Source organism: Helicobacter felistomachi (assembly GCF_030296895.1).
GTDB lineage: Bacteria > Campylobacterota > Campylobacteria > Campylobacterales > Helicobacteraceae > Helicobacter > Helicobacter felistomachi.
This window is the reverse complement of the sequence record NZ_AP028022.1, coordinates 1,512,155-1,535,217: the sequence shown is the minus strand read 5'-3', so window position 1 is coordinate 1,535,217 and position 23,063 is coordinate 1,512,155. Positions and strand designations below refer to the sequence as shown.

The window sequence follows — 23,063 nt, the reverse complement described above, 5'->3', positions numbered from 1 at the left end:
TCGATTTCAAAATGAGCCGAAGCCAAAATGAGTTCCTCAAGCTAGAAGAGGGCATCAAACTGCATGCAGGTACAGGAGCCATTGTGGCAGACTTTGAAGCAGAGGGGGAGGTGGAAAATACAGAACAAAGTAGCAAACAGGTGAAAAGCACCCTAAAACACATAGCCGGAGATTATGGAGGCAAGTGTAGCCCCAAAGAATTGCAAGAGTGGTTAGGTGAACAAGGCATAGATATGCACATTTTAGGCAAGTTAGGCGTGACTGACATTGTGGAAACATTCATAAGAGAGGGGCAGATTAGGGGCAGATTAAAGAAGGGGCAATTCTCAAACGTCATTACATGCTAGAGAGAATTTTTCAAGAAGCCCATCAAGAACAAAGAGATTTTTACGCTCTTTTAGAAAATAAGGGGGTTAGCCGCCTCTTTGCCAAAGGGTTTATCAAGAAATTATTGGGGCTAAACCTGAGCGCACAAGCGGATGGGGCAGACAAAGTGCAAAAACAGACAAAGAGCTATGAAAAATATGCGCTGTTCTACACCGTTGTATTTTAAAAATACCAGGTATGGGATATGAAAATGCTGTAATTACGCACGAATCGAGAGCCCAACTCGGTGTCAAAGGGGAATTTAATCCCAAATTCAAAAGACACATCATGGTAGAGAATGACGGTCTGAAAGCGGACACCCACTTGCCCTAAGAGTCTGAAGTAAGTCCCCTTAAAGGAAAAACTTGTGAAAGAGCGGTAATTTTCCACAAAGAAATTTTGTGAAAATTCAGAAGTTGTCCACGTGTTGCCCGCCACCATCATCCCATAAAAGAGTCCCCACACATTGAGCGGGTTTTTGTTGTACTCAATCAGCAAATCTGCCCCTGCCCCATAGGTGAACATGTTCGTTTCAACATTGCTTTTGGGGTCTAACATCACATACCCATAATCTAAAAAGGCGTAGTAGCGGGTGTAAAACCAACGATCTAATGGGTTAAATTCGTAGCCATAGACAATGCTTGCCCCTTCAATGGTGCGGACATTTTTCACGGGGGTGCCATTTTGGTAGGTGTAAAATTGCATTTGGCCGACTTGGTACTGGCTTAGCAAAAACGTGCGGCTCTTGGCGGCTTGCAAGGGGGGCAATAAAATACAGACGGCACCCGCCACAAGGGCAAGCTTACGCATCAGATGGAAAATGGGGGGTCCTTCTACCGTTAGTAGTTATGATTTAAGGGCGAAGCTAAGTTGTCCTCGTGATTGGTCCAGTTTTGGAGGATATTGCTGTTTTGAGGGGTGTAGAGCGGACCTGCGCCTTGCGTGGCCTGTTGGACGGCGTTCTCTTCATCCACAATGCGATCAATCCTTTCGGTGGTTTTGGCATCGTCAATCCTATGGTCCAAGCCTGATTCGATGTTATTGTCCTTGTTGGATTTTACCAAGGTCATTTTATTGAGCGTCTTAGGGTCGGCATCTTTGGTCCGATTGACAACTTTTGTATCGGCGGGTTTCGCTTGCTGACTAGAGGTTTTGCTTGTGTCTTTGCACGCTTGCAAGCCAAAAGCCCCCGTTGCGGCTAAAATTGAAAATCCTAAAAAACGTAAGAGTTTGGAGTTCATCCACTTCCTTTTTGGGCTATAATAACCATGCTTTATTAAATCTAAGTTAAAGATTTGACCATGTTGCCAACAAAAGTGGGAGGGATTCACCCTAATTTGGATTTGGGTGTGGGTTTGCCCTTGGCCCATTTTTTAGAGATCATTTTAAACCCCCCTAAAGTCTACACCCCCTACAACTTGCTAGACGTTTTAGAATCGGGGACTGTGGGCTGCGTAGAGGTAGAATATGTAGACATACGCGCAGGTAGGATTTTAAAAATCCAAACCCAAGTCAAAACAACGGGCAGAGGGCTCGAACTGCTCTTTTTTAACCACTCCCCCTATCACCTTAAAAATTTTACCAAAAAGCGTTATTTCATTTATGGCAAATTAAGCACCAATCCCTACACCAACGCCCCACAAATGGTTAACCCAAAGATCATTGCCGCTCCCAACACCGTTGCCATGCGTTTTGACAAGGATTGCAAGAAACTCGCTGCCTTTTTAAAGCAAGATCAATACAAAACCTACCTTGACTTTTGCCTAGCCACCCTCACACCCCAAAATTTAGAAAAGCTCATGAGTCTGGGCGTGCCTAAGCAGGTGGTGCAACACATCAGCGAGATTTTCCACCCCAGCATGGATTTTGCCCTAGCCTACAACACCCACAAGGGTTTTTGCCCGCCCCACCTACAAGCCTTAAAGTATATAGAAGCTTTGGCGTATATGTGTGCCCTAAGCTCTAAGACTTTTGATTTTCCCGCCAAGTTTGGCCAGCACGCCAACACACAGGCTTTAGCTGATTTTGTTAACAACTTGCCCTTTGCACTCACCAACGACCAACAAAGGGCGGTTGAGAGCATTAAGCACGACATGCAAGGTTTGAAAGCCACAAAACGTCTCGTGATGGGTGATGTGGGTTGTGGCAAAACAATGGTGATTTTAGCCAGCGTGGCGTTATGCGCCCCCTATAAAAGCCTATTAATGGCCCCCACGAGCATTTTAGCCAAACAAATTTACACCGAAGCCGTGAAATACTTGCCTAAAAGCATCAAACCCCTATTACTCTTAGGCGGGACAGCCAACAAGCAAAAAGAGGCCTTTAATGAGGCGGATTTCATTGTCGGCACCACCGCTCTGCTCTACGCCCCCCTAGACACTTCTAAGGTCGCCCTAGTCATCAGCGATGAGCAACACCGCTTTGGCACAAAACAGCGCCACACCCTGCAAACCCTAGCCACGCAAGCGGGCAGCAAACCCCACTATCTGCAATTTTCCGCCACACCCATCCCTAGGACTTTAGCGATGATGGGGGCTAAATTCATCGCCACGAGCTTTTTAAAGGACAAGCCCTACACAAAGGACATACAAACCCGTATCGTGGATAAACCCCAATTCAACGCTCTTTTAACCCACATCAAAGCCGAGATCGGAGCGGATAAACAAGTGGCGGTCATTTACCCTTTGGTGGAAGAAAGCGAAACCATGGATTATCTCTCTTTAAAGGAGGGCGCGCCCTATTGGCAAAAACGCTTTGAAAAGGTCTTTGTGGTGAGCGGTAAGGACAAGGATAAGGAAGACATCATGGAGATCTTTGCCAAAGAGGGGCAACTTTTACTCGCCACAACTTTGATTGAAGTGGGGATCAGTCTGCCTAAACTCTCCACCATCGTGGTGGTGGGGCCTGAGCGCTTGGGACTTGCGACCTTGCACCAATTAAGGGGGCGGGTGGCAAGGCTTGGGGGCAGGGGCTATTGCTATCTTTTTACCCACCAACCCACCAACCGCCGTTTGCACGACTTTAGCCAAACTTTGGACGGCTTTGAGATTGCCAACTTAGATTTAAAATACCGCAATTCGGGCGACTTACTTCAAGGCACGCAGCAGAGTGGAGATGCCTTTAATTTCTTGGATTTAAGTCAAGATGCGTCCATTATTGAGAAAGTACGCACTCTTTTCTAAATTTAGACGTTTAAAAACCAAAAAGGACATTAAATTAAACGCTACTAATGCAATCTGTGCTATAATTGGGGCTTATGTGATATTTTTATGAAGGAGAACGCATGGATGTAGGCATCCAACAGGGCTATGCGCGTAGTGCTTCAGTGTCAACTACGGCTAAAACTTCCACCGAATACGATTATTCAATCGCCCGATTATTCATCATTGCCATGATCGCCTTTGGGGTCATTGGGATGTTGATCGGGGTGATTTTAGCGTTTCAGCTAGCCTTTCCCAAGCTTAACTATATTCTAGGCGAATACAGCATTTTTGGGCGTTTGCGGCCCGTACACACCAATGGCGTGATTTATGGCTTCACTTTGGGTGGGATTTGGGCGAGTTGGTATTATTTTGGACAAAGAGTCTTAAAAATTACCTACCACGACTATCCATTTTTAAAAATGGTGGGCTATCTACATTTTTGGATTTGGATTTTAACCTTAATCTTGGGTGTGGTGAGCCTACTAGGTGGAATCACCCAAAGCAAAGAATACGCTGAATTGGCATGGCCTTTAGACATTTTGGTCGTGGTGGTGTGGGTGCTTTGGGGCATTAGCATGTTTGGGAGCATGGGGGTTAGACGCGAAAACACGATCTATGTTTCGCTTTGGTATTACATTGCAACCTATGTAGGCATCGCTGTGCTTTACATCTTCAATAACCTTTCCATCCCCACTTACCTAGTTGCCCACACCGGCAGCCTTTGGCACTCCATTTCTATGTATGCCGGTAGCAACGATGCCCTCGTGCAATGGTGGTGGGGGCACAATGCGGTGGCATTTGTGTTCACGAGTGGGGTGATCGGCACGATTTATTACTTCTTACCTAAAGAGAGCGGACAACCCATTTTCTCTTACAAGCTCACTTTATTTTCCTTTTGGAGCTTGATGTTTGTCTACATTTGGGCGGGTGGACACCACTTGATTTACTCCACAGTGCCCGATTGGGTGCAAACCTTGTCTTCTGTCTTCTCTGTGATTCTCATCATCCCTTCTTGGGGAACGGCGATCAACATGCTCTTGACTTTAAGAGGGCAATGGCACCAACTCAAAGAATCACCCCTCATTAAATTCTTGGTTTTAGCAAGCACCTTTTACATGCTCTCCACTTTAGAAGGCTCTATTCAGGCCATCCGCTCCGTCAATGCCCTAGCGCACTTCACCGATTGGATCATCGGGCATGTGCACGATGGCGTGCTAGGATGGGTGGGCTTTACACTCATTGCAGCGGTTTATCACATGGTGCCCCGTGTGTTTAAACGAGAAATTTATTCCGGCAAACTCATGGATGTGCAGTTTTGGCTCATGACTTTAGGCATCGTGCTTTACTTCTCCTCCATGTGGATTGCGGGGATCACACAAGGGATGATGTGGCGCGATGTGGATCAATACGGTAATCTGGTGTACCAATTCATTGACACCGTGCGGGTCTTGTTCCCCTACTATTTGATCCGTGGCTTTGGTGGCAGTTTGTATCTCATCGGGTTCTTTATCTTCCTTTATAATGTGTTGATGACGATCCAAAAAGGGCGCGTTTTGGAAAAAGAACCTGCCTACGCCACGCCCATGGGCATGCAATAAGGAGCGCAGATGTTTACTTTCTTAGAAAAAAACCCATTCTTTTTCACGCTCGCCTTTGTAGTCGCCTTTGCGGTGGCAGGTGTGGTGGAGATTTTGCCTAACTTCTTTAAATCCGCCCGCCCCATTGAGGGGCTAAAGCCTTACACGATTTTAGAAACCGCCGGGCGGCAGGTGTATATCAATGAGGGGTGCTACAACTGCCACTCCCAACTCATCCGCCCCTTTCAAGCTGAAGTGCAACGCTATGGGGCTTATAGCCTAAGTGGAGAATACGCCTACGATCGCCCTTTCTTGTGGGGGTCTCGGCGCATTGGTCCTGATTTGCACCGCGTGGGCGATGTGCGCACCACTGCGTGGCATGAAAAACACATGCTAGATCCCACCAGCGTGGTGCCCGGTAGCATCATGCCCGCTTATAAGCACCTCTTTAAAAAGGATGCCGACTTTAACACTGCCTTTGCTGAAGCTTACACCCAAAGAAGTCTTTAATGTGCCTTACGACAAACCCGGTGGCGTGCAACTAGGCGGCATGCAAGAGGCGAAAAAGCTTTTCTTAGAGGAGGCTAAGGGCATTGTAGATCACATGCAAGACCCCGAGATCAAAGCCGCTTTAAAAGAGGGGCGTGTCAAAGAAATCGTGGCGTTGATCGCCTATTTAAACAGCTTGGGGCAAGGACGCATTGAGGCCCCAAAAGTGAGTGCAAAAGGACAATAAATGGACATTGACACTTTAAGAGGCTTTGCCTACGCCTTTTTCACGGTTTTGTTCACCCTCTTTTTATACTTTTACATCGCGTCCATGTATATCAAGGACAAAAAGGGGATCACCGATTACGAACGCTACAGCCAACTCGCTCTGCAAGACGAGCTAAACGACACACCCATTGAGCCCCGGCACTCATCCCATAAGAAAGGCTAAAAAAGATGGATATTTTAAAGGATCACATTAATTTATTTGCGCTAGGGGCAGCCCTTGTGATTTTGGTCGCCACGCTTAGCATGAGTTCCTCTCTCTTCAAAGCAATGCGCGAGAGCAAGGCAGATGGCGAGCTTTATGGGGGCAAGGACCACAGCTATGATGGCATCGGGGAGTTTCTTAACAACATCCCCATGGGTTGGATGATCAGCTTTTTAGTTTTCATTGTGTGGGGGCTTTGGTATATCTTTATGGGTTATCCCATGTCTAGTTATTCACAAATCGGGGAGTATAACAAAGAACTCGCCGCTTATAATAAAAACTTTGAAGCCAAATGGCAGAATCTCAAGGAAAAGGACCTAGAACAAATGGGGCAGGGCATTTTCCTGGTGCAATGTTCGCAATGCCATGGCTTAGAAGCCACAGGGCTTAACAACACTGCTAGAAATCTCGCCAAATGGGGTAAAGAGACGGGGATTGAGGAAGTGATCAATCAGGGCTCAGTGGGACTAGGTTATCAAGCGGGCGAGATGCCCCCTATGGGCTTAGGTGCTGAGGATGCTAAAGCGGTGGCTAGCTATGTCATGGCAGACATCTCAGCCGTGCACCACACAAAATACCCCCAATTGGTCCAAAAAGGGCAGGCCATTTTCCAAAGCACTTGTGCGAGTTGCCACGGGGCTGATGGCAAGGGACAAGGGGGCATGGCAGCGGATTTAACCCACTATGGCACCCCCGCCTTTTTACAAGAAGTGCTAGAAAAGGGCAAAAAGGGGCACATCGGTGAAATGCCTAGCTTTGCTTACCGCCACTTTAGCCCCACACAAGTGAAAGCGTTGGCGACTTATATCCAATCCTTGCAAGGAGATGAATGATGAACGGGTTATTTGGCTTAAACGGGATTTTAGGCAATCTCATCGTGGTGGTGGTGCTGTTGGTGGCAGTTGTGTTCTTTGGTTTAAAAGCCGTGCATATCCAACAAGAAGAGTCCACACATTACTACAAGCTAGACACCAAAAGCTTGCAGATGTTTGGCAACAAACACGAATTTTATCAAGTACACAAGGAGTAGTGCATGTTTACAGGGATGGAGAAACTGCTTGGGTTGTTCTTAATCATTTTATTCGTCATCACGGTTGTGCTGTTCTTTGCCCGCCCCTTTCTCTTTGCCGTGTGAAACTCTTTAGAGCTTGCCTGCTCTTTTCCGGCTTTTTGCACGCTCAAAGTTTCGTGCTGGACAACGAAGCGGGGCATTTGGTCGCCAAGAGTGCGGGGCTCGTGCAAAAGGTGTCTAGCGAATTGTTTGACAAAACGGGAGTTTCTTTTGTATTGTTTTTAAAAGACAGCCCCGACACTCTAGATAAGGCTGGGCGTTTAGCCTACCAGCAAGTTAAGTTAAAAGCTCTGCACCCCCCCTTTGTCGCCCTTTTTGCCCACTTTAGGGCACAAAAAATCGACATTGTGTCTAATCCCAAGGATTTAATCCCCACAGACCAGATTTTTTTTGAGCGCATCGCCCCTTTTTTACCCAAAGAGTGGGGCAAGGACATGGCTAAAAACAACGCCCGTTTTTCCTTTGCCCTGCTGAATGGCTACACCTACATGGCAGATGCCATCGCCCGCAAACACCACATCACCCTAGCAAACAACATCAAAGAAGAGTACGCCAACAGCGTGACAAAGACCACGCTCTACATTCTCTTATGCTCGCTCTTGGCCCTCTTCTTTTATGGTTACTTCTTTGGAGTAAGAAAACATGGAAACTGAAGAAAAAAATTATTGGCCCCTAGGGATTTTGTCTATTTTGCTCATCGGTTTAAGCCTAGTTGTGGCCCTAGTGGTTGTGGCGATCAAATACACCCCACAAAGCGACAATTCCTACTTGCACCAGCACACCTACACTGATAGCCATATCAATGGCATGCTTTCCACTTACAACGCCTTTAGGCAGACCTATAGCCTTGAGCTAGTGAATGGCAACCAAAAACTCGAACCGCTCTTTCCTTTTTACATCAACCAAAACACCCCCTGCTTTGGCTCTCCAATTGGCACAACACTCTAAGCCTACAAGTGCAATACAAAGACCCCAAAGCTCTAGCCCCCACTTTTAGCGTGGCGGTGCTAAGGACAAAACAAAAAACCTTAGACCTTGGTAAAATCCCATGCGCCACACAAGAGAAAGAGAGCATTTGCCAGCTCCCCCCCTTTAATCTCCCCCTAAAGGGGCACTACCAAATCATGATAAAAGTGAACTTCCAGGGTGCAGAACTCCCCCTAATCCAACCCGCCTATGTGCGCTAAAAGGTGAAAGCGTAATTGACATACCAGGAGTAGAGCCGGCGCAAGTAGATCGTGCCATCGTTCTTGGTTTGCAAGAAAGGATTGCTACGCATCATGGGGAATTTGATGCCCGCTTCAATGCTGCTGTGCTTTAAGATTCGCAAGCGCCCACCCACATTGAAGAGGAATTGAAACCCAGTGGCTTTTTTGCTGACATCAAAGTAGCGCAGCGCCACATCGGTGATGTCAGGCGTGGCTAAAATCCACGAGTTGCCCGCAAATTGTATCCCGCCGATCACCCCTAGGGCCATCATTTTATTGCTGATGACATTGACGATCATATCTGCGCCTGCGCCATAGGTGAGCATGTTGGGCTGTATGGGTTTGTTGCTCCCCACGACTTGTTGCAAAATCCCCATGACATTGATCGAACATTGGGGCATGCCTCCAGCGGGCAAGCCTCCGCCGGGGACAGCACCAGCATGTCCGGGAACACCCCCGGGAATTGGTACCCCAGCTGGCAAGCCATTGGGCATTTGACAATTGATGGGGTTGCCCCCTGAAGCGTTGTTATTGGCAAATTCAATGCCCTGTGTGTGGGCGTAGTCGAAGAAGCCATAGAACTTAAAGCCAAGGTATTTGTTGGCAAACATTTGGTAACCGATTTGCAAGCCAAAGCCTTTTAAATTAGCGGTTACGGCATCTTTACCATTTTTGCTCGTGCTGTATTGCGCCTTACCTTGTTGGTAGCCGCCCTCAAGAAAAATGCCGCTTTCTTCAGCATTGGCGTTTGAAAACCCGAGCAAAGCGGGCAAGATCATCAGTGAGTATTTAGAGAAACGCATGCTAACTCCTTCCATACGGTGCTTTATATCGGCTATCGGCCTTTAAACTAAAGTGCAAGCTTAGCAAGGCGATCTTAAAGGGGCAAAAACCCAGAGTTTAGATTTGTTTAACGCTTTTTGTGCTAGCATTTGGGGGACTTTTTTGTTTGCTCTCTGTAATTTTTTGTGGGAGTGTTTATGTTTGGTCGTCTATCTGCTTTCTTGTGTTTATTTGTGTTGGTGGGGTCTTTAAAGGCGCAAATTTTCACACCCAAAGACAAAGCCGCTTTGCAAAATCTTTTAAGAAACCCCAACATTCTGCTCAGCCAAATCAACACCCACAACATCAAAGACATGAGCTATTTATTTTGTTTGCAAGCCCCTTTAACTAAAAAAGGTGTATGCACGCCCTATCGGGAGGACTTTAGCGGCATTGACAAGTGGGATGTGAGTCATGTGGAGAACATGGAGGGCATGTTCATGAATCAAATGCACTTCAACGAACCCTTGCGCCATTGGAACACCGCGCGGGTAAGAAATTTTAGCTATATGTTTGCCAATGCCACCCGCTTTAACCAGCCGATCAACAATTGGAACACCTCTAGCGGGGTGGATTTTAGTTATATGTTTGCCAATGCCACCCGCTTTAACCAGCCGATCAACAATTGGAACACCTCTAGCGGGGTGGATTTTAGTTATATGTTCTACCACGCTAAGGTTTTTAACCAACCCTTATCCCGTTGGAATCGCAGCACCGCCACCGCCCCCAAAAACTTCAGCTACATGTTTGCCAACGCCACGCACTTTAAGCAGGACATCAGCCAATGGAACTTTGACAAAGCCAACACACAGGGGATTTTCTTAGGCACGCCCCTAGAGGGCACAAAAATCCAAACCATAGAAACACAAAGCGCACAAGCACAAAACGATAATCCAAGCGGAGCAGCACAAAGCAAAACACAACATGTTTCTCCTCCGAATGTCCTAAAATATCTGCACTACCCACAGACCAAAGCTGAGCTCATCGCCCTCATCAACGATCCCAAGATCTCTTTAGCCAGCATAGATACGAGCCTCATTGAGGACATGAGTTATTTATTTTGCGATAAGGGCAACACGTACACGCGCTTAAAGCAACTCCCCATTAAAAACGGCACACTGTGGGCAAAACAAGACAAGGAGTACAGCCAAATCCTAAGTCTGTTTGACAGTTGCCAAACGAGCACCAGCCGTGCTAATTTAGAGGGCATTGAAACTTGGAATGTGAGCCATGTGAAGAACATGGAGGCGATGTTTATGGGGCGGGTTGTGAGTGTGCCCTTAAGCGGTTGGGACACCAGTGGAGCCACCAACATGAAAGGCATGTTCGCCTTTGCATCCTTTAACCAGCCCCTTGATGATTGGGAAATGCAGAGGGTGCAAGACACCAGCTTTATGTTTTATGCGTGTCGGGAGTTTAACCAAAATCTCAACCACTGGGATGTGGAATCTGTGCGCAACATGAGTTACATGTTTAGCCTCACTTACGACTTCAATGGGAACATCACCCGCTGGAAGCTTGCCAGTGCCACGAATTTACAAGGCATGTTTAAATACGCCACCGCCTTCAACCAGCCTATTGAAACTTGGGATGTGAGTCATGTAGAGAACATGGCCTATCTCTTTTACGGGGCTTTTAGTTTTAACCAACCTTTAAATGCGTGGAACACAAGCCACGTTATAGACATGCGTAAAATGTTCTTTTACGCTAAGAGTTTTAACTACCCCTTAAATCATTGGGACACCCACCATGTACGCAACATGTACCAAATGTTTGCCTACGCCAAAAGCTTTAACCAAGATTTGAGCGACTGGCATTTACACAATGTCGACACTCGGTGCATGTTTTTCCATGCTGCCAAAATGCGCTCCCCCTCCCCTAAAATTTTTTTTAAAGATGTTGGCAGCTGTGGTTAACTTAAGCCACAATCTACGCAGAAAATTGCTTTTAAGGCGCGCTATTAAGCTAGAATTTAACTAAGAGTAGATAGACTCTAGCTTGTTTTAATTCTACAAATTCCACAAAGGTAGTTTATGCGTCAATTTGCAAGAATTTTCGTAATGGGTTTATTAGCTTTAGGTGTTGCGCATGCGGCAGAGGATTTTTCTAAACTCAGCAATAAGCAGTTTGTCCTAAAAGCGGGTACTATGCACGATGCTGAAGATGTGATTCAATACCGCTTAGAGGTGGCTAAACGCGTAAAAGCGATGAAATCTCCCAAAGCTAAGGCAGAGTTCAAACACCAAGTGAAGAAAGCCGAAAAAGCCAACTTCGCTAAAATGAGTGCTGCGGATTTTGATAAATTGCGCGAAGAAGTCGCTGAGGAACTTAGCAAAATGAAACAAGAGCACAAACCCCAAGAATTGAAAGCGATGGGCTTGGCTAATGTTGAAGTTTGTAAAGGAGAAGAGCATAAAATGTGGTGCCACCCCAAACATGCTAAAAAAGGCGAACACCACAAAGGCGAACACCACGCCCATAAAAAAGAGCATAAAGGTGAGCATAAAGAGCACGAAGAACATGGCAGCAAGGCTGAACACGCTCCCGCTAAGGCCGAACACGCTGAACACGCTGAACATCCCGCTGGCGCAAAACCCGCAGCCACTCACGAATAGTCTTTATGGAGGATTGGCCCTTTTGGGCTGGTCTTACTGACTGCTTTGAGCTAAATTTCTAATAGAGGATTTTCATGACAAAAGCGAGATTAAAACTAGGTTTGGCTGCTTTAGTGTTGTCCGGGCTTTGCAGCAGCTTGTTTGCCGCACAGGGGCCTTTTGAGAGCGAAAGCGATAAAGAGCTCATTGACATGGCGGGCAAAGTTGCGCCCGAACAAGTGCCCGACTACCGTATGGAGATTTATAAACGCACCAAGCACATGAGTCCCGTCCAACGCAAAAAGTTTTACGAAAAAGTCATGGCTTCAGCGGATAAAAACACCGCTAACATGACAATGGAAGACTTTGGCAAACGTATGGAGGCGATCCACGCTGCCATGAAAGCTAGGGTCGCCAAGATGACTAGAGCGCAGTTTAAGCAAAGCGGATTGTTCTTTGGGGGTCTTGGTATGGGTATGGGGCCCTCTGGTTGCCATTGTGGCGAGCACCACAAACCCCCAAAACCCAGCCATTAGTTACAAGCTGTAACGCTTTTTAGGGGCTTTTTAGCCCCACTTGCCTTTTTCAATCCCCAGCTCCCCTTTTTATACTACAATCCTTGCCATGGGTACTCCCAAATCTATGTAAAGGATTTTGATGAAAGATGTTACGCTCACCAACGCCGTAGGCACCCCCATTGGAGCTAACCAAGATGTTTTAACCGCCGGACCTAGGGGACCGGTTTTACTCCAAAATACTTGGTTTTTAGAAAAACTTGCCCACTTTGATCGCGAGCGTATCCCTGAGCGAGTCGTGCACGCTAAGGGCAGTGGGGCTTATGGGATTTTAACAATCACCAGCACTGAAGTTACCAAATACAGCAAAGCCAAGCTTTTTAGTGAGGTGGGTAAACAAACCCCCTGCTTTTTGCGCTTCTCTACTGTGGCGGGCGAAAAAGGCTCTGCTGATGCTGAGCGCGATCCCAGGGGTTTTGCGCTCAAGCTCTACACCGAGGAGGGCAACTGGGACATTGTAGGCAACAACACCCCCGTATTTTTCATCCGCGACCCCCTAAAATTCCCTGACTTTATCCACACCCAAAAACGCCACCCCAAAACCAACCTCAAAGATGCAACCATGGTTTGGGATTTTTGGAGTCTCACACCTGAGAGCCTGCACCAAGTTACAATCCTCATGAGCGATCGAGGCATCCCTAAAAGCTACCGCCACATGAACGGCTATGGCAGCCACACCTTTAGTTTGATTAACGAGAAAAACGAACGCTTTTGGGTGAAATTCCACTTTAAAACTCTGCAGGGGATTAAAAATTTAACCAGTCAAGAGGCGGCAAAGATCCGCATGCGCGATATGGACTCGCACCAAAGAGATTTATTTGAAGCCATTGAAAATAAAGACTTCCCCAAGTGGCGTTTTTGCGTACAAATCATGCCCGAAAGCGATGCCAAAAACTACAAATTCCACCCCTTTGATGTTACAAAGGTGTGGAGTCATAAGGACTATCCCCTTATTGAAGTGGGGATTTTGGAGCTGAATAAAAACCCTGAAAACTACTTTGCCGAAGTGGAACAAGCCGCTTTCAACCCCGCCCATGTGATCCCCGGCGTGGGTTATAGCCCCGATCGCATGTTGCAAGGACGGCTCTTTGCCTATGGCGACACGCAGCGCTACCGATTAGGCATCAACCACAGCCAACTGCCCGTCAATGCTCCCAAATGCCCCTTTGCGACCACTTCCAGGGATGGCTTTATGACTAACGGGCATTATGGGGCGTTTCCTAACTATGAGCCTAGCAACTTGCCTGGCTACAAAGAATCCCCACATGCTAGAGAGCCCAAGCTAGAACTGGCTAAACTTGCCGATGAAATGGCGGTTTATGCCTACAACTTCCGCGATTACGACAACGACTACTACACCCAAGCGGGTGATCTCTTTAGATTGATGCCCAAAGACGAGCAAGAACGCACTTGTCAAAATATCGCCGATGCCATGCAGGGCGTGCCTAACGACATCCTCAGCCGCCAACTAGAGCACTTCAAAAAGGCGGATGTACACTACGCCCAGCATATCCAAGAATTGTTGCAAAAACACTAAATTTTGAGGGGAGGGGGTGGCCGATCATACACCTAATTTTGCTATCCTCTTGTAAATTTATTTTGGGAGAGATCATGAAATTTTTCGAAGGGTATAAGAGCCGCTTGTTTTTCATTTATTGGGTGCGTTGGATGGTTTCGGCAGTGGTGATGTTGCCCTTCATGCTCTTGTTTGAGTGGATGCACACCCCCCTTTGGCTCAATCTCTTCATCGGACAAACCATCGGCGCAATTATATTCTTTAAAATCGATAAATTCATTTTCCGCAACAAAGACTAAAATTTTCGTGGGGGTTTGCCCTAAGTAAAGTTTGGCTATACTAGCCCACTCAAAAATCTATCACAATCAAGAGGCTTAGATGCAAAAGATTAGAAATATCGCTGTCATCGCGCATGTCGACCATGGCAAAACGACTTTGGTGGATGGTTTGTTGACTCAATCGGGAACTTTTGGCGAACACGACAAAGTTGATGAGCGCATGATGGACAGCAATGATTTAGAAAGGGAAAGGGGGATCACGATCCTTTCTAAAAACACCGCAATCCACTATAAGGACACCAAAATCAACATCATAGACACCCCCGGACACGCCGACTTTGGGGGCGAAGTGGAGCGGGTTTTAAAAATGGTCGATGGCGTGTTGCTCTTAGTGGATGCGCAAGAGGGCGTGATGCCCCAAACCAAGTTTGTGGTGAAAAAGGCCCTAAGCTTTGGCATTTGCCCCATTGTGGTGGTGAATAAGATCGACAAGCCTGCCGCCGAGCCCGATCGAGTCGTGGATGAAGTCTTTGATTTGTTCGTGGCAATGGGGGCTAGCGATGCGCAATTAGACTTCCCCGTGGTCTATGCCGCTGCGCGCGATGGCTACGCCATTAAAGACTTAAACGATGAAAAGAAAAATTTAGAACCGCTGTTTGAAACGATCGTATCGCATGTGAGCGCGCCCAGCGGAGAGGCAAACAACCCCCTACAAATGCAAATTTTCACTTTAGATTACGACAATTATGTCGGAAAAATCGGCATTGTGCGGGTGTTTAACGGGCAGATCAAAAAAGGGGACATGGTCGCCCTTTGTAAGAGCGATGGAAGCAAGGAAACGGGGCGCATTACAAAATTGATCGGCTTTTTAGGCTTAGCCCGCATGGAGATCGAGCAAGCACAAGCGGGCGATATTGTCGCCATTGCCGGCTTTAACGCGATGGATGTGGGCGATAGCGTGGTCGATCCTAACAACCCCCAACCGCTCGATCCCATGCACCTTGAAGAGCCCACCATGAGCGTGGTGTTTGCGATCAACGACTCCCCACTGGCTGGCACTGAGGGCAAGCATGTAACCGCGAACAAACTCAAAGACCGCTTGCTAAAAGAAATGCAAACGAATATCGCCATGAAGTGCGAGGAAATGGGCGAGGGCAAGTTTAAAGTGAGCGGGCGGGGAGAATTGCAAATCACCATTTTAGCCGAGAACTTGCGCCGTGAAGGTTTTGAGTTTAGCATATCCCGCCCTGAGGTGATCGTCAAAGTCCAAGACGGGGTGAAATTAGAGCCCTTTGAGCATTTGGTGATCGACACCCCCCAGGATTTTAGCGGGGCGATCATTGAAAGGCTTGGGCGGCGTAAGGCAGAAATGAAGGCGATGAACCCTATGAACGATGGTTACAGTCGTTTAGAGTTTGAAATCCCCGCAAGGGGGCTGATCGGCTATCGCAGTGAGTTTTTGACCGACACCAAGGGCGAGGGCGTGATGAATCACTCCTTTTTGGAGTTTCGCCCCTTTAGCGGAGGCGTGGAGTCGCGCAAAAACGGGGCTTTAGTCAGCATGGAAAATGGCGATGCTACGGCGTTTTCTCTCTTTAATATCCAAGAGAGAGGGGTGCTCTTCATCAACCCCCAAACGAAAGTCTATATCGGCATGGTGATCGGCGAACACAGCCGCGACAACGATTTAGAGGTCAATCCCATCAAATCCAAACACTTAACCAACATGCGCGCCAGTGGGAGCGATGATGCGATCAAGCTCACCCCCCCAAGGCTGATGGCACTTGAGAGGGCTTTAGAGTGGATCGAGGAAGACGAACTTTTAGAGATCACCCCCTTAAACTTGCGTATCCGCAAAAAGGTACTAGACCCTACTGCACGCCGCCGTGTGAAAAAATGATCGATTAAAGGCAGTTTATGGAAATGACAGCAACCAAGCACAACGAGCGCACCGACTCGATAGATGTGGACATGGATAAGATACGCCACAGCATTCAAGAAGCCACCAAGGACATAGAGGGAATCGATGCGGGCGAGTTAGAAGTACAAGCAGAGCTTTACTTCAAAGACAGCCTTAGCATGCAAGATGCCACTCAGACCTTAATCCGCATGGCGGTGGATAAAATTGACATTGATGCACCTAATTGGAGCTTTGTCGCCGCTAGGCTCTTTTTAGAGGATTTATACGAAAAGGTCAGCGGGTTTCAGGGCTACTTGCCCCTAAAAAAATACTTGGAGCTAGGCGAGAGTAAGGGGCGCATTGTGCGCGGCTTTAAAGAAAAATTTGATTTAGATCTGTTAGATAAAGCGATCGAGCGCAAGCGCGACTTGCAATTCAACTACTTGGGTATTAAGACCCTATATGACCGCTATTTGCTCAAAGACGAATACAACCACCCAATCGAATTGCCCCAGCACATGTTCATGGCAATCGCCATGTTTTTGGCGCAAAATGAGGCCAAACCCAATGAAAAAGCCCTGGAATTTTACGGGGTGTTAAGCCGCTTTGAGATGATGTGCGCCACGCCCACGCTCTCAAACGCCCGTACCCCCAACCACCAACTCAGCTCTTGCTATGTGGGCTCGACCCCGGACAACATCGAGGGGATTTTTGACAGCTATAAGGACATGGCTTTGCTCTCAAAATATGGCGGGGGTATTGGGTGGGACTTTAGTCAAGTGCGCTGTTTAGGCAGCTACATTGATGGACACAAGAGCGCGAGCGCGGGGTGATCCCTTTTTTAAAGATTGTCAATGATGTGGCGATTGCGGTGGATCAACTTGGCACCCGCAAGGGCGCGATCGCCGTGTATTTAGAAATTTGGCACATGGATGTTTTAGAGTTCATCGATTTACGCAAAAATAGCGGAGATGAACGCCGCCGTGCGCACGATCTCTTCCCAGCCCTATGGATTTGCGATTTATTCATGGAGCGGGTGGAAAAGGACGAAACATGGACGCTCTTTGACCCCTATGCGTGCAAAGATTTAACCGAGTGCTATGGGGACAAGTTTAAAGAAAAATACCTCACCTACGAGCAAAATCCCCATATCAGCAAAGAGAAAATCAGTGCACGCACGCTGTGGAAGCGCATTTTAACCAACTATTTTGAAAGCGGTTTGCCCTTTTTAGGCTTTAAGGACAACGCCAACCACGCCAACCCCAACGCCCATGTAGGGATGATCCGCTCCTCTAACCTTTGCACCGAGATTTACCAAAATACCAAATCCAGCCACTACAAAATGCAGGTGGATTTTATCGATGGCGCGCGGACGTATTTTGAGGAAGAGGTCATTGTTTGCACTGATGCGGGCATCAGCAAAAAGGCGAACAAACTCACCAGCAACGACTCCTTAAACGGGCAAAAAATCTTCATGGCGACCAAAGTCCCCGATGAAGGGACGCTCGCCGTGTGTAATTTAGCCAGCCTGAATTTAAGCAAAATCCACACCCCGGAGGATATTGAGCGGGTCGTGCCCATTGCTGTGCGCATGTTAGACAATGTGATCGATTTAAACTTCTACCCCACCGCCAAGGCCAAGAATACCAACCTAAAAAGCCGTGCCATCGGGCTTGGTGTGATGGGCGAGGCGCAAATGCTCGCCCAAGCCCAAATTGCGTGGGGGAGCAGTGAACACGCTGCTAAAATAGACGCTTTAATGGAGAAAATTAGCTACGAAACGATCAAAGCGAGCAGTGCGCTAGCCAAAGAGCGTGGATCTTATGCAAACTTTAAAGACTCGGCGTGGAGCAAGGGCATTTTCCCCATTGACAAGGCCAAACAAGAAGCCCTAGAGTTGAGCCCCCACAAGAGTGCTTGCGATTGGGCGAGCTTGAAGGCACAGGTGCAAGAGCAGGGCTTGAGAAATGGCTATTTAATGGCGGTTGCGCCCACCAGCTCGATCTCCATTCTAGTGGGCACGACCCAAACCATTGAGCCCATTTATCAAAAGAAATGGTTTGAAGAGAACTTAAGCGGGATGATCCCCGTGGTCGTGCCTAACTTGAGCCTTGATACCTGGAACTACTACACCTCGGCTTACGACATTAACCCTAAGGACATTGTGCGCCTTGCTGCCGTGCGCCAAAAGTGGATCGATCAAGGCCAAAGCCTCAATCTCTTTTTGCGTCCCGATAAAGCCAATGGTAAACTCTTGCACGAAATCTACCACCTAGCGTGGAAACTTGGACTCAAATCCACCTACTACCTACGCACCCAAAGCCCCCACCTAGAGGAGAAAAGCGTCTTTGACCGCTCCATTGAATGCCACCATTGCCAGTAAATCCGTGGGAACAGTCTAAAAAGATTTGCTCTAAGAAATGCCATAAAAACCTTTCAGGGTTTTTCTAAAAATCCCGTGTAGTATCTTGTCCATCCTGGGGGGGGGGGCTTTATGGTTTGCACCTCTTTAAGGCTCCCTCTTTACTCTTCTTGTGTGCGTTGTTCTTCATCTGTTGTCATGCTTAACTCCTCACTTTAGATTAAAGATTTGTTCGGGGCTGACTAGAATGTCTAAACTTTGGCTAGCCGATCCACTAGCCCCCTGAGAATGAAAACTGACCCGGTAAGTACCCGGGCTAGATTGTTTAAAAAGCATGAAATTGCCCTCAAAAACCTGCCCATTGCAAGTAGAGCTATTGTGGGCACCGCTGATCGTGCTTGTGCCCACACCCTTATAGGATTCTGGGCTTTGGGCGTAGATTTGCACCTCTAGGCTTTGGCTGCTAAAGTGGGCTAGGCTTTGCAATTCTTATAGTCTAGTTTGACCAATTCGCCCTCTAGGGGGCTTGCTCTATCGTCTAGGCCGATGCGGTTGATAGTGCGGATATGTTGCTCGCACGCACGGCGATCGCGCTCTTATTCGTGGCATTGCCTACAACTTGTAAAAAGCTCACATAGGCATTGACTCTATTGATAGCCGCATTGTCTTTCAGTGACCTTAGCGTGCTCACACTGGATGAGCGTGTTTAACATTTGGGCTTTAGTGACTTCTGGCTGGTGTTTGGCATCGGTGGCATTTATTTTTAGTTTGGTCTTTAACTAGGCTTGCTCTAGGCCTAATTTGGCCTGCTCTAAGTTCACCTGCAACTCTCGCAAATACAGCTTTTCGTACTCGATAGCCCCTTGCATGCATAGATTGTTTAATTCTTTGATGCTGAAGTTTTGCGTTTGCAAGGCTTCTCTTAGGTCTAGGAAGTTTCTTATAAAGCGGTTAAAGTTCATGCCCCCCACCCAAAGATATTATAATGCGGGCACTGGATACCGTATGGGCTACCTCTTGGGTACTTAGCGTATGGCAAGGCTTGAGTTTTGTTTCATGGAAAAACGCAGCGCGTTTTTTTGGGAAAGAAGTGGGTAACTCCCTAGAAAGGAGAAACCCATATGAGATCGTTAATAATCCTCGCGGGGACAAACACGTAGCATTTGATAAAGCGGTTTTTGTACCCACTCCGCTATATCAACCCACTTTAAGGGGGTTCGCCCGCAAGGGCGGACCTACCACGGGGGTTGTTGTATCCAACTTTCTTAAAATCTAAAATTAATCTACACACGTATGACTCGGCTTTGGTGATTTTGTGCTCTAGAGTCAAAAGTTCTTATCTTGGTGTTTAATGCATTGGTGGCAATGGTGTTTAATTTTGTGTAAGGCGGTGTTTACGCCTTTGCCGTTCTTATTTTGGTGGGTAAGAGCATTCGCATCACATTGGTAAAAATTGGCAAAACTGACATCGAGACTATAAACTACCTCTACTCTTTGTAACGAGTCTGCCATTACATTCGGTGTTAGTGCTGCCTAAAATCTGCAAGGCATCTAGTGCATCGTTACTCACGCTATAACCACTCTTGTTCTATGTGGTCAAGGGGTGCCAACAACATATCAATGTTAACAACATATCAATATTGTAGAGATTGCCCGCTAGACCTGTTGCTTGCGCACTGACTCTATTGAAAGCATTGGGTAGTTTGTTGCCCATATTTTTTAGAGTGGCGAGGATTTTTAGTGATTCTAAAAGTTCTATGATGCTAAAGTCAACACCAGTTGATGTCGAATCAACGAGTAATGAAGTATTATAGAGATTATTTAAGCCTGATTGGTTTTCTAGAGCTGTATGCTTTGTTGAATGTCTTAACTGCTTAGATTGGTTACAGGTTCTGGAGTGGAAGCCTAGTAAAAAACCACACATCCGTTAATAAAAAACGAGAGAAAGACTCCATCAAGCAAGGGTAATAATGCACCCCGGCAGGTGCCGGGGATGGGGGCTATTCTTGGTGATCGTCCCCGTGATGATGATGGTGGTGGTGATCACCGCCATGGTGGTGATGGTGGTGATGGTGATGTCCACCGTAGTAATGATGGTGGTGATGGTGGTGATGGTGTTCGCCGTGCCCTTCGTGATCGTGGCAACAACCTTCGCTGTGGTCGTGACAGCATTCTTCTGACATAAAAACCTCCAAAAGTAAATTTTACACTAGATCGCTCTAGTTAGGCTCATTATACACTAGAAAAGCCACTCTTTGGCAAATCGTTTAACAAAGCCATGCACTCTTTTTCAAGGGTGTAGAGTGCGTAACGCAGAGTTTTAAAGTTTGGGGCGTTGGGGTTGGGGGAGATCAAATATTTGAAGCACTCTTCAAGTACCCGTGCGCTCTCTTGTGCTCGCTTAAAGTTGGCTTGCAACATGCCAAGGCTGGAGGATTCCTTTGGGGGGTTGTCGTGGGCTTTTAAGACATCGTTTTGGCTGTCGCGCTCAGCGCAAAGCCATAAAAAATCGATGTTGTATTGGATAAAGATTTCAGTGGCTTGATGGCGGATTTGTCTTAGGCTAAGAGCTAAATCTTTATGGTTATAGAGATAACGCAAGGCATCCTCCACAACCCGCACCCCCTCCTTGAAGCGGTTTAAATTCGCGTCTAAAAGACGCCCAATAGGCTCAGTCGTTGCGCCCCCCCATGATACCTAAAATTTGCAAGAGGGACACAAAGATATTCAAGAAGTCCACATATAACGCCACTGCCGCCTCTACGGGACTTTCGTAGAGTCCGCGGATGATGTTTTGGGTGTCGTAGGCCACAAAGAGGCTAAAAAGCACCACACTCACGCCCGCAATCGCCACTTGCATCATAGGCGAACCTAAGAAAAGGTTGATCAAAGAGGCAACCATCACCACAATCACGGCGATGAAAAGCATTTTGCCCATGTTGGCAAGGTCGCTCCTGGTTTTAATGGCGTAAATGCTCATCACACCAAAGACAATGGTTGTCATGCCAAGGGCTTGCCAGATGGCATTCGCTCCTGAACGGGCGATGACAAAGCCTAGCAGCGGCACAAGGGTGATGCCCGATAAAAAGGCGAAGGCAAAGAGCATGAGTAGGTTCACCGTAGGCATTTTGCGGGTGAACATGAGTCCAAAGAAAGCAGCGATTTCACCGATAAAAAACGCCCATTTATATTGCACGACCACCTGAAAGTGCATCATGCCAATCAGCGCACCGATGGTGGCTAAGAGCAGGCTAGCGGCAAAGAATTTATAAGTGGTTTTGACAAAATTGACTAAAGCGGTGTCGTTTTGCTCGGCGTAAGAGGACGACACGCTCTCGTGCACTTGTCTATCATACAAAGCCATGTAAATCTCCTTTTGTAAAAAGTGGCGAAATTCTAGCCAAATCCCCTTAATACCTTGCTTAAAACGCCCCTTGTGGGCTATGCTCAGTGGGGAATTTGGCAAACTTGGGGTTTTAGAGGGGTGGCTTTCTTAAAATATATTAAAAATTGCTAAAATAGTGGCTGTTTTGACTAGCCCTGGCGGACAAAGTGGGGCTTTAACTTGCTAAAAGGGGCTTGTTTTGGTGGTTGCGATCAATGGGTTTGGGCGGATTGGACGGTGTGTGGCGCGCATTTTATGCGACAAGCACCATGGGGTGTTGGCACTCATCAACGACCCCGCAAACTTAGACACTTTAGCCTATTTGTTCCAGCATGACAGCGTGCACGGACTTTACCCACAAAAAGTGCAAAGCCAAGAGGGGCAGCTTGTCGTGGGCTCTTGCAAAATCCTTTTTAAAGCGTGTAAAGACCCTAAAGATTTAAACCTAGCGGGTGTGGATGTACTTTTAGAAACTTCGGGACATTTTTGCGCCCCAGAGGCTTTAGAGGTGTTTATTAAACAAGGAGCGAAAAAGGTCATTTTAGGGGCACCCTTTGATCCACACACTGCCCCACTAGCGCGTCAAGCAACTTTTGTTTTGGGTGTGAATCATAAAAACTACACAAATCAACCCATCATTTCCAACGCTTCTTGTACCACAAATGCCCTTGCACCTGTATGCATGCTCTTAGACAAGCGTTTTGGCATTGAAAGTGCGTTGCTCACAACCATACACAGCTACACCAAGGGGCAGGCTTTGGTGGATGGTGCGCTGAGTGTCGATAAACGCCGCAGCCGCGCCGCCCACAACATTGTCCCCACGACCACGAGGGCGGCCAAGGCACTTTACCTTGTTTTGCCAAACCTAAAGAGCAGAATGCATGGGCGGAGTGTGCGCGTGCCAACTATGGATGTGTCTATGGTGGATTTGAGTGTGCGGTTAAACAAATCCGCAAGCACAGAGGATCTCGTAGCCCTTTTTAAAGAGGCGAGTCAAGCGGATCTAAAGGGTATCTTGGAAGTGGATAGCACTTATAAAGTGAGCAGCGACATTGTCGGCAATGCGGCAAGCTGTGTGGTGGTGGAGGACATGCTTTTTAGCTTAGGTAAACATGCCAAAATCATGGCGTGGTACGACAACGAGTGGGCGTACGCCCAACGCCTGGTGGACATGGCATTTTATGTTTGTGGCGCAAGTCTTGCAAAGTGACTTACGCTTGATCGGG

At 47.3% G+C, this 23,063-nt stretch carries 26 protein-coding genes and 2 pseudogenes; 20 read left to right on the top strand and 8 right to left on the bottom strand.

What is annotated here, in order from left to right:
- Positions 1–11 precede the first annotated feature (11 nt).
- Together QUE23_RS08145 and QUE23_RS08140 are read left to right on the top strand one after the other, a co-directional pair.
- Positions 12–347, top strand: a complete 336-nt coding sequence (locus QUE23_RS08145) for a hypothetical protein (protein WP_286348538.1) — start codon at positions 12–14, stop codon at positions 345–347.
- Positions 341–553: a hypothetical protein gene (locus QUE23_RS08140; RefSeq protein WP_286348537.1), complete on the top strand. Its 213-nt coding sequence runs from the start codon at positions 341–343 to the stop codon at positions 551–553. The genes QUE23_RS08145 and QUE23_RS08140 overlap by 7 nt, the downstream gene beginning before the upstream one ends.
- Here the strand turns inward: QUE23_RS08140 and QUE23_RS08135 are convergent.
- Both QUE23_RS08135 and QUE23_RS08130 read right to left on the bottom strand, forming a co-directional pair.
- Positions 550–1,176: an outer membrane protein gene (locus QUE23_RS08135; RefSeq protein ID WP_286348536.1), complete on the bottom strand. Its 627-nt coding sequence runs from the start codon at positions 1,174–1,176 to the stop codon at positions 550–552. The genes QUE23_RS08140 and QUE23_RS08135 overlap by 4 nt on opposite strands.
- Before the next feature lie 29 nt (positions 1,177–1,205).
- On the bottom strand, positions 1,206–1,607 hold the full coding sequence (locus QUE23_RS08130; RefSeq protein WP_286348535.1) for a hypothetical protein: 402 nt from the start codon (positions 1,605–1,607) through the stop codon (positions 1,206–1,208).
- A gap of 60 nt (positions 1,608–1,667) precedes the next feature.
- Here QUE23_RS08130 and recG point away from each other — a divergent pair, with 60 nt between their 5' ends.
- The 9 genes and pseudogenes from recG to QUE23_RS08085 all read left to right on the top strand — a co-directional run bounded on the left by recG (position 1,668) and on the right by QUE23_RS08085 (position 8,384).
- On the top strand, positions 1,668–3,548 hold the full coding sequence (recG, locus tag QUE23_RS08125) for an ATP-dependent DNA helicase RecG (protein ID WP_286348534.1): 1,881 nt from the start codon (positions 1,668–1,670) through the stop codon (positions 3,546–3,548).
- Positions 3,549–3,757: 209 nt separating this feature from the next.
- The gene (gene ccoN, locus QUE23_RS08120) at positions 3,758–5,167 is read left to right on the top strand and encodes a cytochrome-c oxidase, cbb3-type subunit I (protein ID WP_286349448.1); all 1,410 of its coding nucleotides are present in this window, start codon (positions 3,758–3,760) and stop codon (positions 5,165–5,167) included.
- Positions 5,168–5,176: 9 nt separating this feature from the next.
- Positions 5,177–5,882 (top strand): annotated as a pseudogene (gene ccoO, locus QUE23_RS08115) (cytochrome-c oxidase, cbb3-type subunit II).
- Entirely contained in the window at positions 5,883–6,086 is a 204-nt protein-coding gene (locus QUE23_RS08110) for a cytochrome c oxidase, cbb3-type, CcoQ subunit (RefSeq protein ID WP_286348533.1), read from the top strand.
- A gap of 5 nt (positions 6,087–6,091) precedes the next feature.
- Positions 6,092–6,958, top strand: a complete 867-nt coding sequence (ccoP, locus tag QUE23_RS08105) for a cytochrome-c oxidase, cbb3-type subunit III (protein ID WP_286348532.1) — start codon at positions 6,092–6,094, stop codon at positions 6,956–6,958.
- Positions 6,955–7,155 (top strand): DUF4006 family protein, encoded by a 201-nt coding sequence (locus QUE23_RS08100; RefSeq protein WP_015106180.1) that lies wholly within the window; start codon positions 6,955–6,957, stop codon positions 7,153–7,155. Before ccoP ends, QUE23_RS08100 begins: the two co-directional genes overlap by 4 nt.
- Before the next feature lie 158 nt (positions 7,156–7,313).
- Positions 7,314–7,850 carry a hypothetical protein gene (locus tag QUE23_RS08095; protein ID WP_286348531.1) on the top strand — a complete coding sequence of 179 codons (537 nt, stop codon included), beginning with the start codon at positions 7,314–7,316 and terminating at the stop codon, positions 7,848–7,850.
- Complete coding sequence (locus tag QUE23_RS08090) at positions 7,840–8,145, top strand: hypothetical protein (RefSeq protein WP_286348530.1); 306 nt, start codon at positions 7,840–7,842, stop codon at positions 8,143–8,145. The genes QUE23_RS08095 and QUE23_RS08090 overlap by 11 nt, the downstream gene beginning before the upstream one ends.
- Before the next feature lie 8 nt (positions 8,146–8,153).
- The gene (locus tag QUE23_RS08085; protein WP_286348529.1) at positions 8,154–8,384 is read left to right on the top strand and encodes a hypothetical protein; all 231 of its coding nucleotides are present in this window, start codon (positions 8,154–8,156) and stop codon (positions 8,382–8,384) included.
- On the opposite strand, the gene QUE23_RS08080 is transcribed toward QUE23_RS08085, so the two are convergent.
- Entirely contained in the window at positions 8,381–9,208 is an 828-nt protein-coding gene (locus QUE23_RS08080) for an outer membrane protein (RefSeq protein ID WP_286348528.1), read from the bottom strand. The genes QUE23_RS08085 and QUE23_RS08080 overlap by 4 nt on opposite strands.
- Positions 9,209–9,385: 177 nt before the next feature.
- On the opposite strand from QUE23_RS08080, the gene QUE23_RS08075 reads away from it, so the two are divergent.
- The 7 genes and pseudogenes from QUE23_RS08075 to QUE23_RS08045 all read left to right on the top strand — a co-directional run bounded on the left by QUE23_RS08075 (position 9,386) and on the right by QUE23_RS08045 (position 18,473).
- Positions 9,386–11,143: a BspA family leucine-rich repeat surface protein gene (locus tag QUE23_RS08075; protein WP_286348527.1), complete on the top strand. Its 1,758-nt coding sequence runs from the start codon at positions 9,386–9,388 to the stop codon at positions 11,141–11,143.
- Between the two features lie 144 nt (positions 11,144–11,287).
- The gene (locus QUE23_RS08070) at positions 11,288–11,842 is read left to right on the top strand and encodes a DUF1104 domain-containing protein (RefSeq protein ID WP_286348526.1); all 555 of its coding nucleotides are present in this window, start codon (positions 11,288–11,290) and stop codon (positions 11,840–11,842) included.
- Between the two features lie 74 nt (positions 11,843–11,916).
- Positions 11,917–12,357 (top strand): DUF1104 domain-containing protein, encoded by a 441-nt coding sequence (locus QUE23_RS08065; protein WP_286348525.1) that lies wholly within the window; start codon positions 11,917–11,919, stop codon positions 12,355–12,357.
- A gap of 115 nt (positions 12,358–12,472) precedes the next feature.
- Positions 12,473–13,933, top strand: coding sequence for a catalase (locus QUE23_RS08060; protein ID WP_286349447.1), 1,461 nt, complete (start codon positions 12,473–12,475; stop codon positions 13,931–13,933).
- A gap of 74 nt (positions 13,934–14,007) precedes the next feature.
- Positions 14,008–14,211: a hypothetical protein gene (locus tag QUE23_RS08055; protein WP_286348524.1), complete on the top strand. Its 204-nt coding sequence runs from the start codon at positions 14,008–14,010 to the stop codon at positions 14,209–14,211.
- Between the two features lie 79 nt (positions 14,212–14,290).
- On the top strand, positions 14,291–16,090 hold the full coding sequence (gene typA / locus QUE23_RS08050; protein WP_286348523.1) for a translational GTPase TypA: 1,800 nt from the start codon (positions 14,291–14,293) through the stop codon (positions 16,088–16,090).
- 17 nt (positions 16,091–16,107) lie between these two features.
- Positions 16,108–18,473: pseudogene (locus QUE23_RS08045) on the top strand (ribonucleoside-diphosphate reductase subunit alpha).
- Positions 18,474–18,662: 189 nt separating this feature from the next.
- Here QUE23_RS08045 and QUE23_RS08040 read toward each other — a convergent pair.
- The 3 genes from QUE23_RS08040 to QUE23_RS08030 form a co-directional block, all read right to left on the bottom strand.
- Positions 18,663–18,938, bottom strand: coding sequence for a hypothetical protein (locus tag QUE23_RS08040; RefSeq protein ID WP_286348522.1), 276 nt, complete (start codon positions 18,936–18,938; stop codon positions 18,663–18,665).
- Positions 18,939–18,990: 52 nt separating this feature from the next.
- Positions 18,991–19,143, bottom strand: a complete 153-nt coding sequence (locus QUE23_RS08035; RefSeq protein WP_286348521.1) for a hypothetical protein — start codon at positions 19,141–19,143, stop codon at positions 18,991–18,993.
- An 88-nt stretch (positions 19,144–19,231) separates the two neighbouring features.
- The gene (locus QUE23_RS08030) at positions 19,232–19,414 is read right to left on the bottom strand and encodes a hypothetical protein (protein ID WP_286348520.1); all 183 of its coding nucleotides are present in this window, start codon (positions 19,412–19,414) and stop codon (positions 19,232–19,234) included.
- 1,044 nt (positions 19,415–20,458) lie between these two features.
- Between QUE23_RS08030 and QUE23_RS08025 the strand changes: the two genes are divergently transcribed.
- Entirely contained in the window at positions 20,459–20,632 is a 174-nt protein-coding gene (locus tag QUE23_RS08025) for a hypothetical protein (protein WP_286348519.1), read from the top strand.
- A gap of 52 nt (positions 20,633–20,684) precedes the next feature.
- Here QUE23_RS08025 and QUE23_RS08020 read toward each other — a convergent pair whose 3' ends face one another.
- Positions 20,685–21,074 carry a thiamine-phosphate pyrophosphorylase gene (locus QUE23_RS08020; protein WP_286348518.1) on the bottom strand — a complete coding sequence of 130 codons (390 nt, stop codon included), beginning with the start codon at positions 21,072–21,074 and terminating at the stop codon, positions 20,685–20,687.
- Positions 21,075–21,123: 49 nt separating this feature from the next.
- A complete protein-coding gene (locus QUE23_RS08015) occupies positions 21,124–21,816 on the bottom strand; it encodes a Bax inhibitor-1/YccA family protein (protein ID WP_286348517.1) in 693 nt (230 codons plus the stop codon).
- Between the two features lie 220 nt (positions 21,817–22,036).
- Between QUE23_RS08015 and QUE23_RS08010 the strand changes: the two genes are divergently transcribed.
- A complete protein-coding gene (locus tag QUE23_RS08010) occupies positions 22,037–23,047 on the top strand; it encodes a type I glyceraldehyde-3-phosphate dehydrogenase (RefSeq protein WP_286348516.1) in 1,011 nt (336 codons plus the stop codon).
- The last annotated feature ends 16 nt before the right edge of the window (positions 23,048–23,063 follow it).

Coding starts and splice junctions, on each gene's coding strand:
- QUE23_RS08070 (WP_286348526.1), top strand. CDS start 11,288: ATGGGTTTATTAGCTTTAGGTGTTGCGCATGCGGCAGAGGATTTTTCT.
- typA (WP_286348523.1), top strand. CDS start 14,291: ATGCAAAAGATTAGAAATATCGCTGTCATCGCGCATGTCGACCATGGC.
- QUE23_RS08145 (WP_286348538.1), top strand. CDS start 12: ATGAGCCGAAGCCAAAATGAGTTCCTCAAGCTAGAAGAGGGCATCAAA.
- QUE23_RS08100 (WP_015106180.1), top strand. CDS start 6,955: ATGATGAACGGGTTATTTGGCTTAAACGGGATTTTAGGCAATCTCATC.
- recG (WP_286348534.1), top strand. CDS start 1,668: ATGTTGCCAACAAAAGTGGGAGGGATTCACCCTAATTTGGATTTGGGT.
- QUE23_RS08140 (WP_286348537.1), top strand. CDS start 341: ATGCTAGAGAGAATTTTTCAAGAAGCCCATCAAGAACAAAGAGATTTT.
- ccoP (WP_286348532.1), top strand. CDS start 6,092: ATGGATATTTTAAAGGATCACATTAATTTATTTGCGCTAGGGGCAGCC.
- QUE23_RS08135 (WP_286348536.1), bottom strand. CDS start 1,176: ATGCGTAAGCTTGCCCTTGTGGCGGGTGCCGTCTGTATTTTATTGCCC.
- ccoN (WP_286349448.1), top strand. CDS start 3,758: ATGATCGCCTTTGGGGTCATTGGGATGTTGATCGGGGTGATTTTAGCG.
- QUE23_RS08065 (WP_286348525.1), top strand. CDS start 11,917: ATGACAAAAGCGAGATTAAAACTAGGTTTGGCTGCTTTAGTGTTGTCC.
- QUE23_RS08055 (WP_286348524.1), top strand. CDS start 14,008: ATGAAATTTTTCGAAGGGTATAAGAGCCGCTTGTTTTTCATTTATTGG.
- QUE23_RS08130 (WP_286348535.1), bottom strand. CDS start 1,607: ATGAACTCCAAACTCTTACGTTTTTTAGGATTTTCAATTTTAGCCGCA.
- QUE23_RS08030 (WP_286348520.1), bottom strand. CDS start 19,414: ATGAACTTTAACCGCTTTATAAGAAACTTCCTAGACCTAAGAGAAGCC.
- QUE23_RS08080 (WP_286348528.1), bottom strand. CDS start 9,208: ATGCGTTTCTCTAAATACTCACTGATGATCTTGCCCGCTTTGCTCGGG.
- QUE23_RS08075 (WP_286348527.1), top strand. CDS start 9,386: ATGTTTGGTCGTCTATCTGCTTTCTTGTGTTTATTTGTGTTGGTGGGG.
- QUE23_RS08090 (WP_286348530.1), top strand. CDS start 7,840: ATGGAAACTGAAGAAAAAAATTATTGGCCCCTAGGGATTTTGTCTATT.
- QUE23_RS08110 (WP_286348533.1), top strand. CDS start 5,883: ATGGACATTGACACTTTAAGAGGCTTTGCCTACGCCTTTTTCACGGTT.
- QUE23_RS08015 (WP_286348517.1), bottom strand. CDS start 21,816: ATGGCTTTGTATGATAGACAAGTGCACGAGAGCGTGTCGTCCTCTTAC.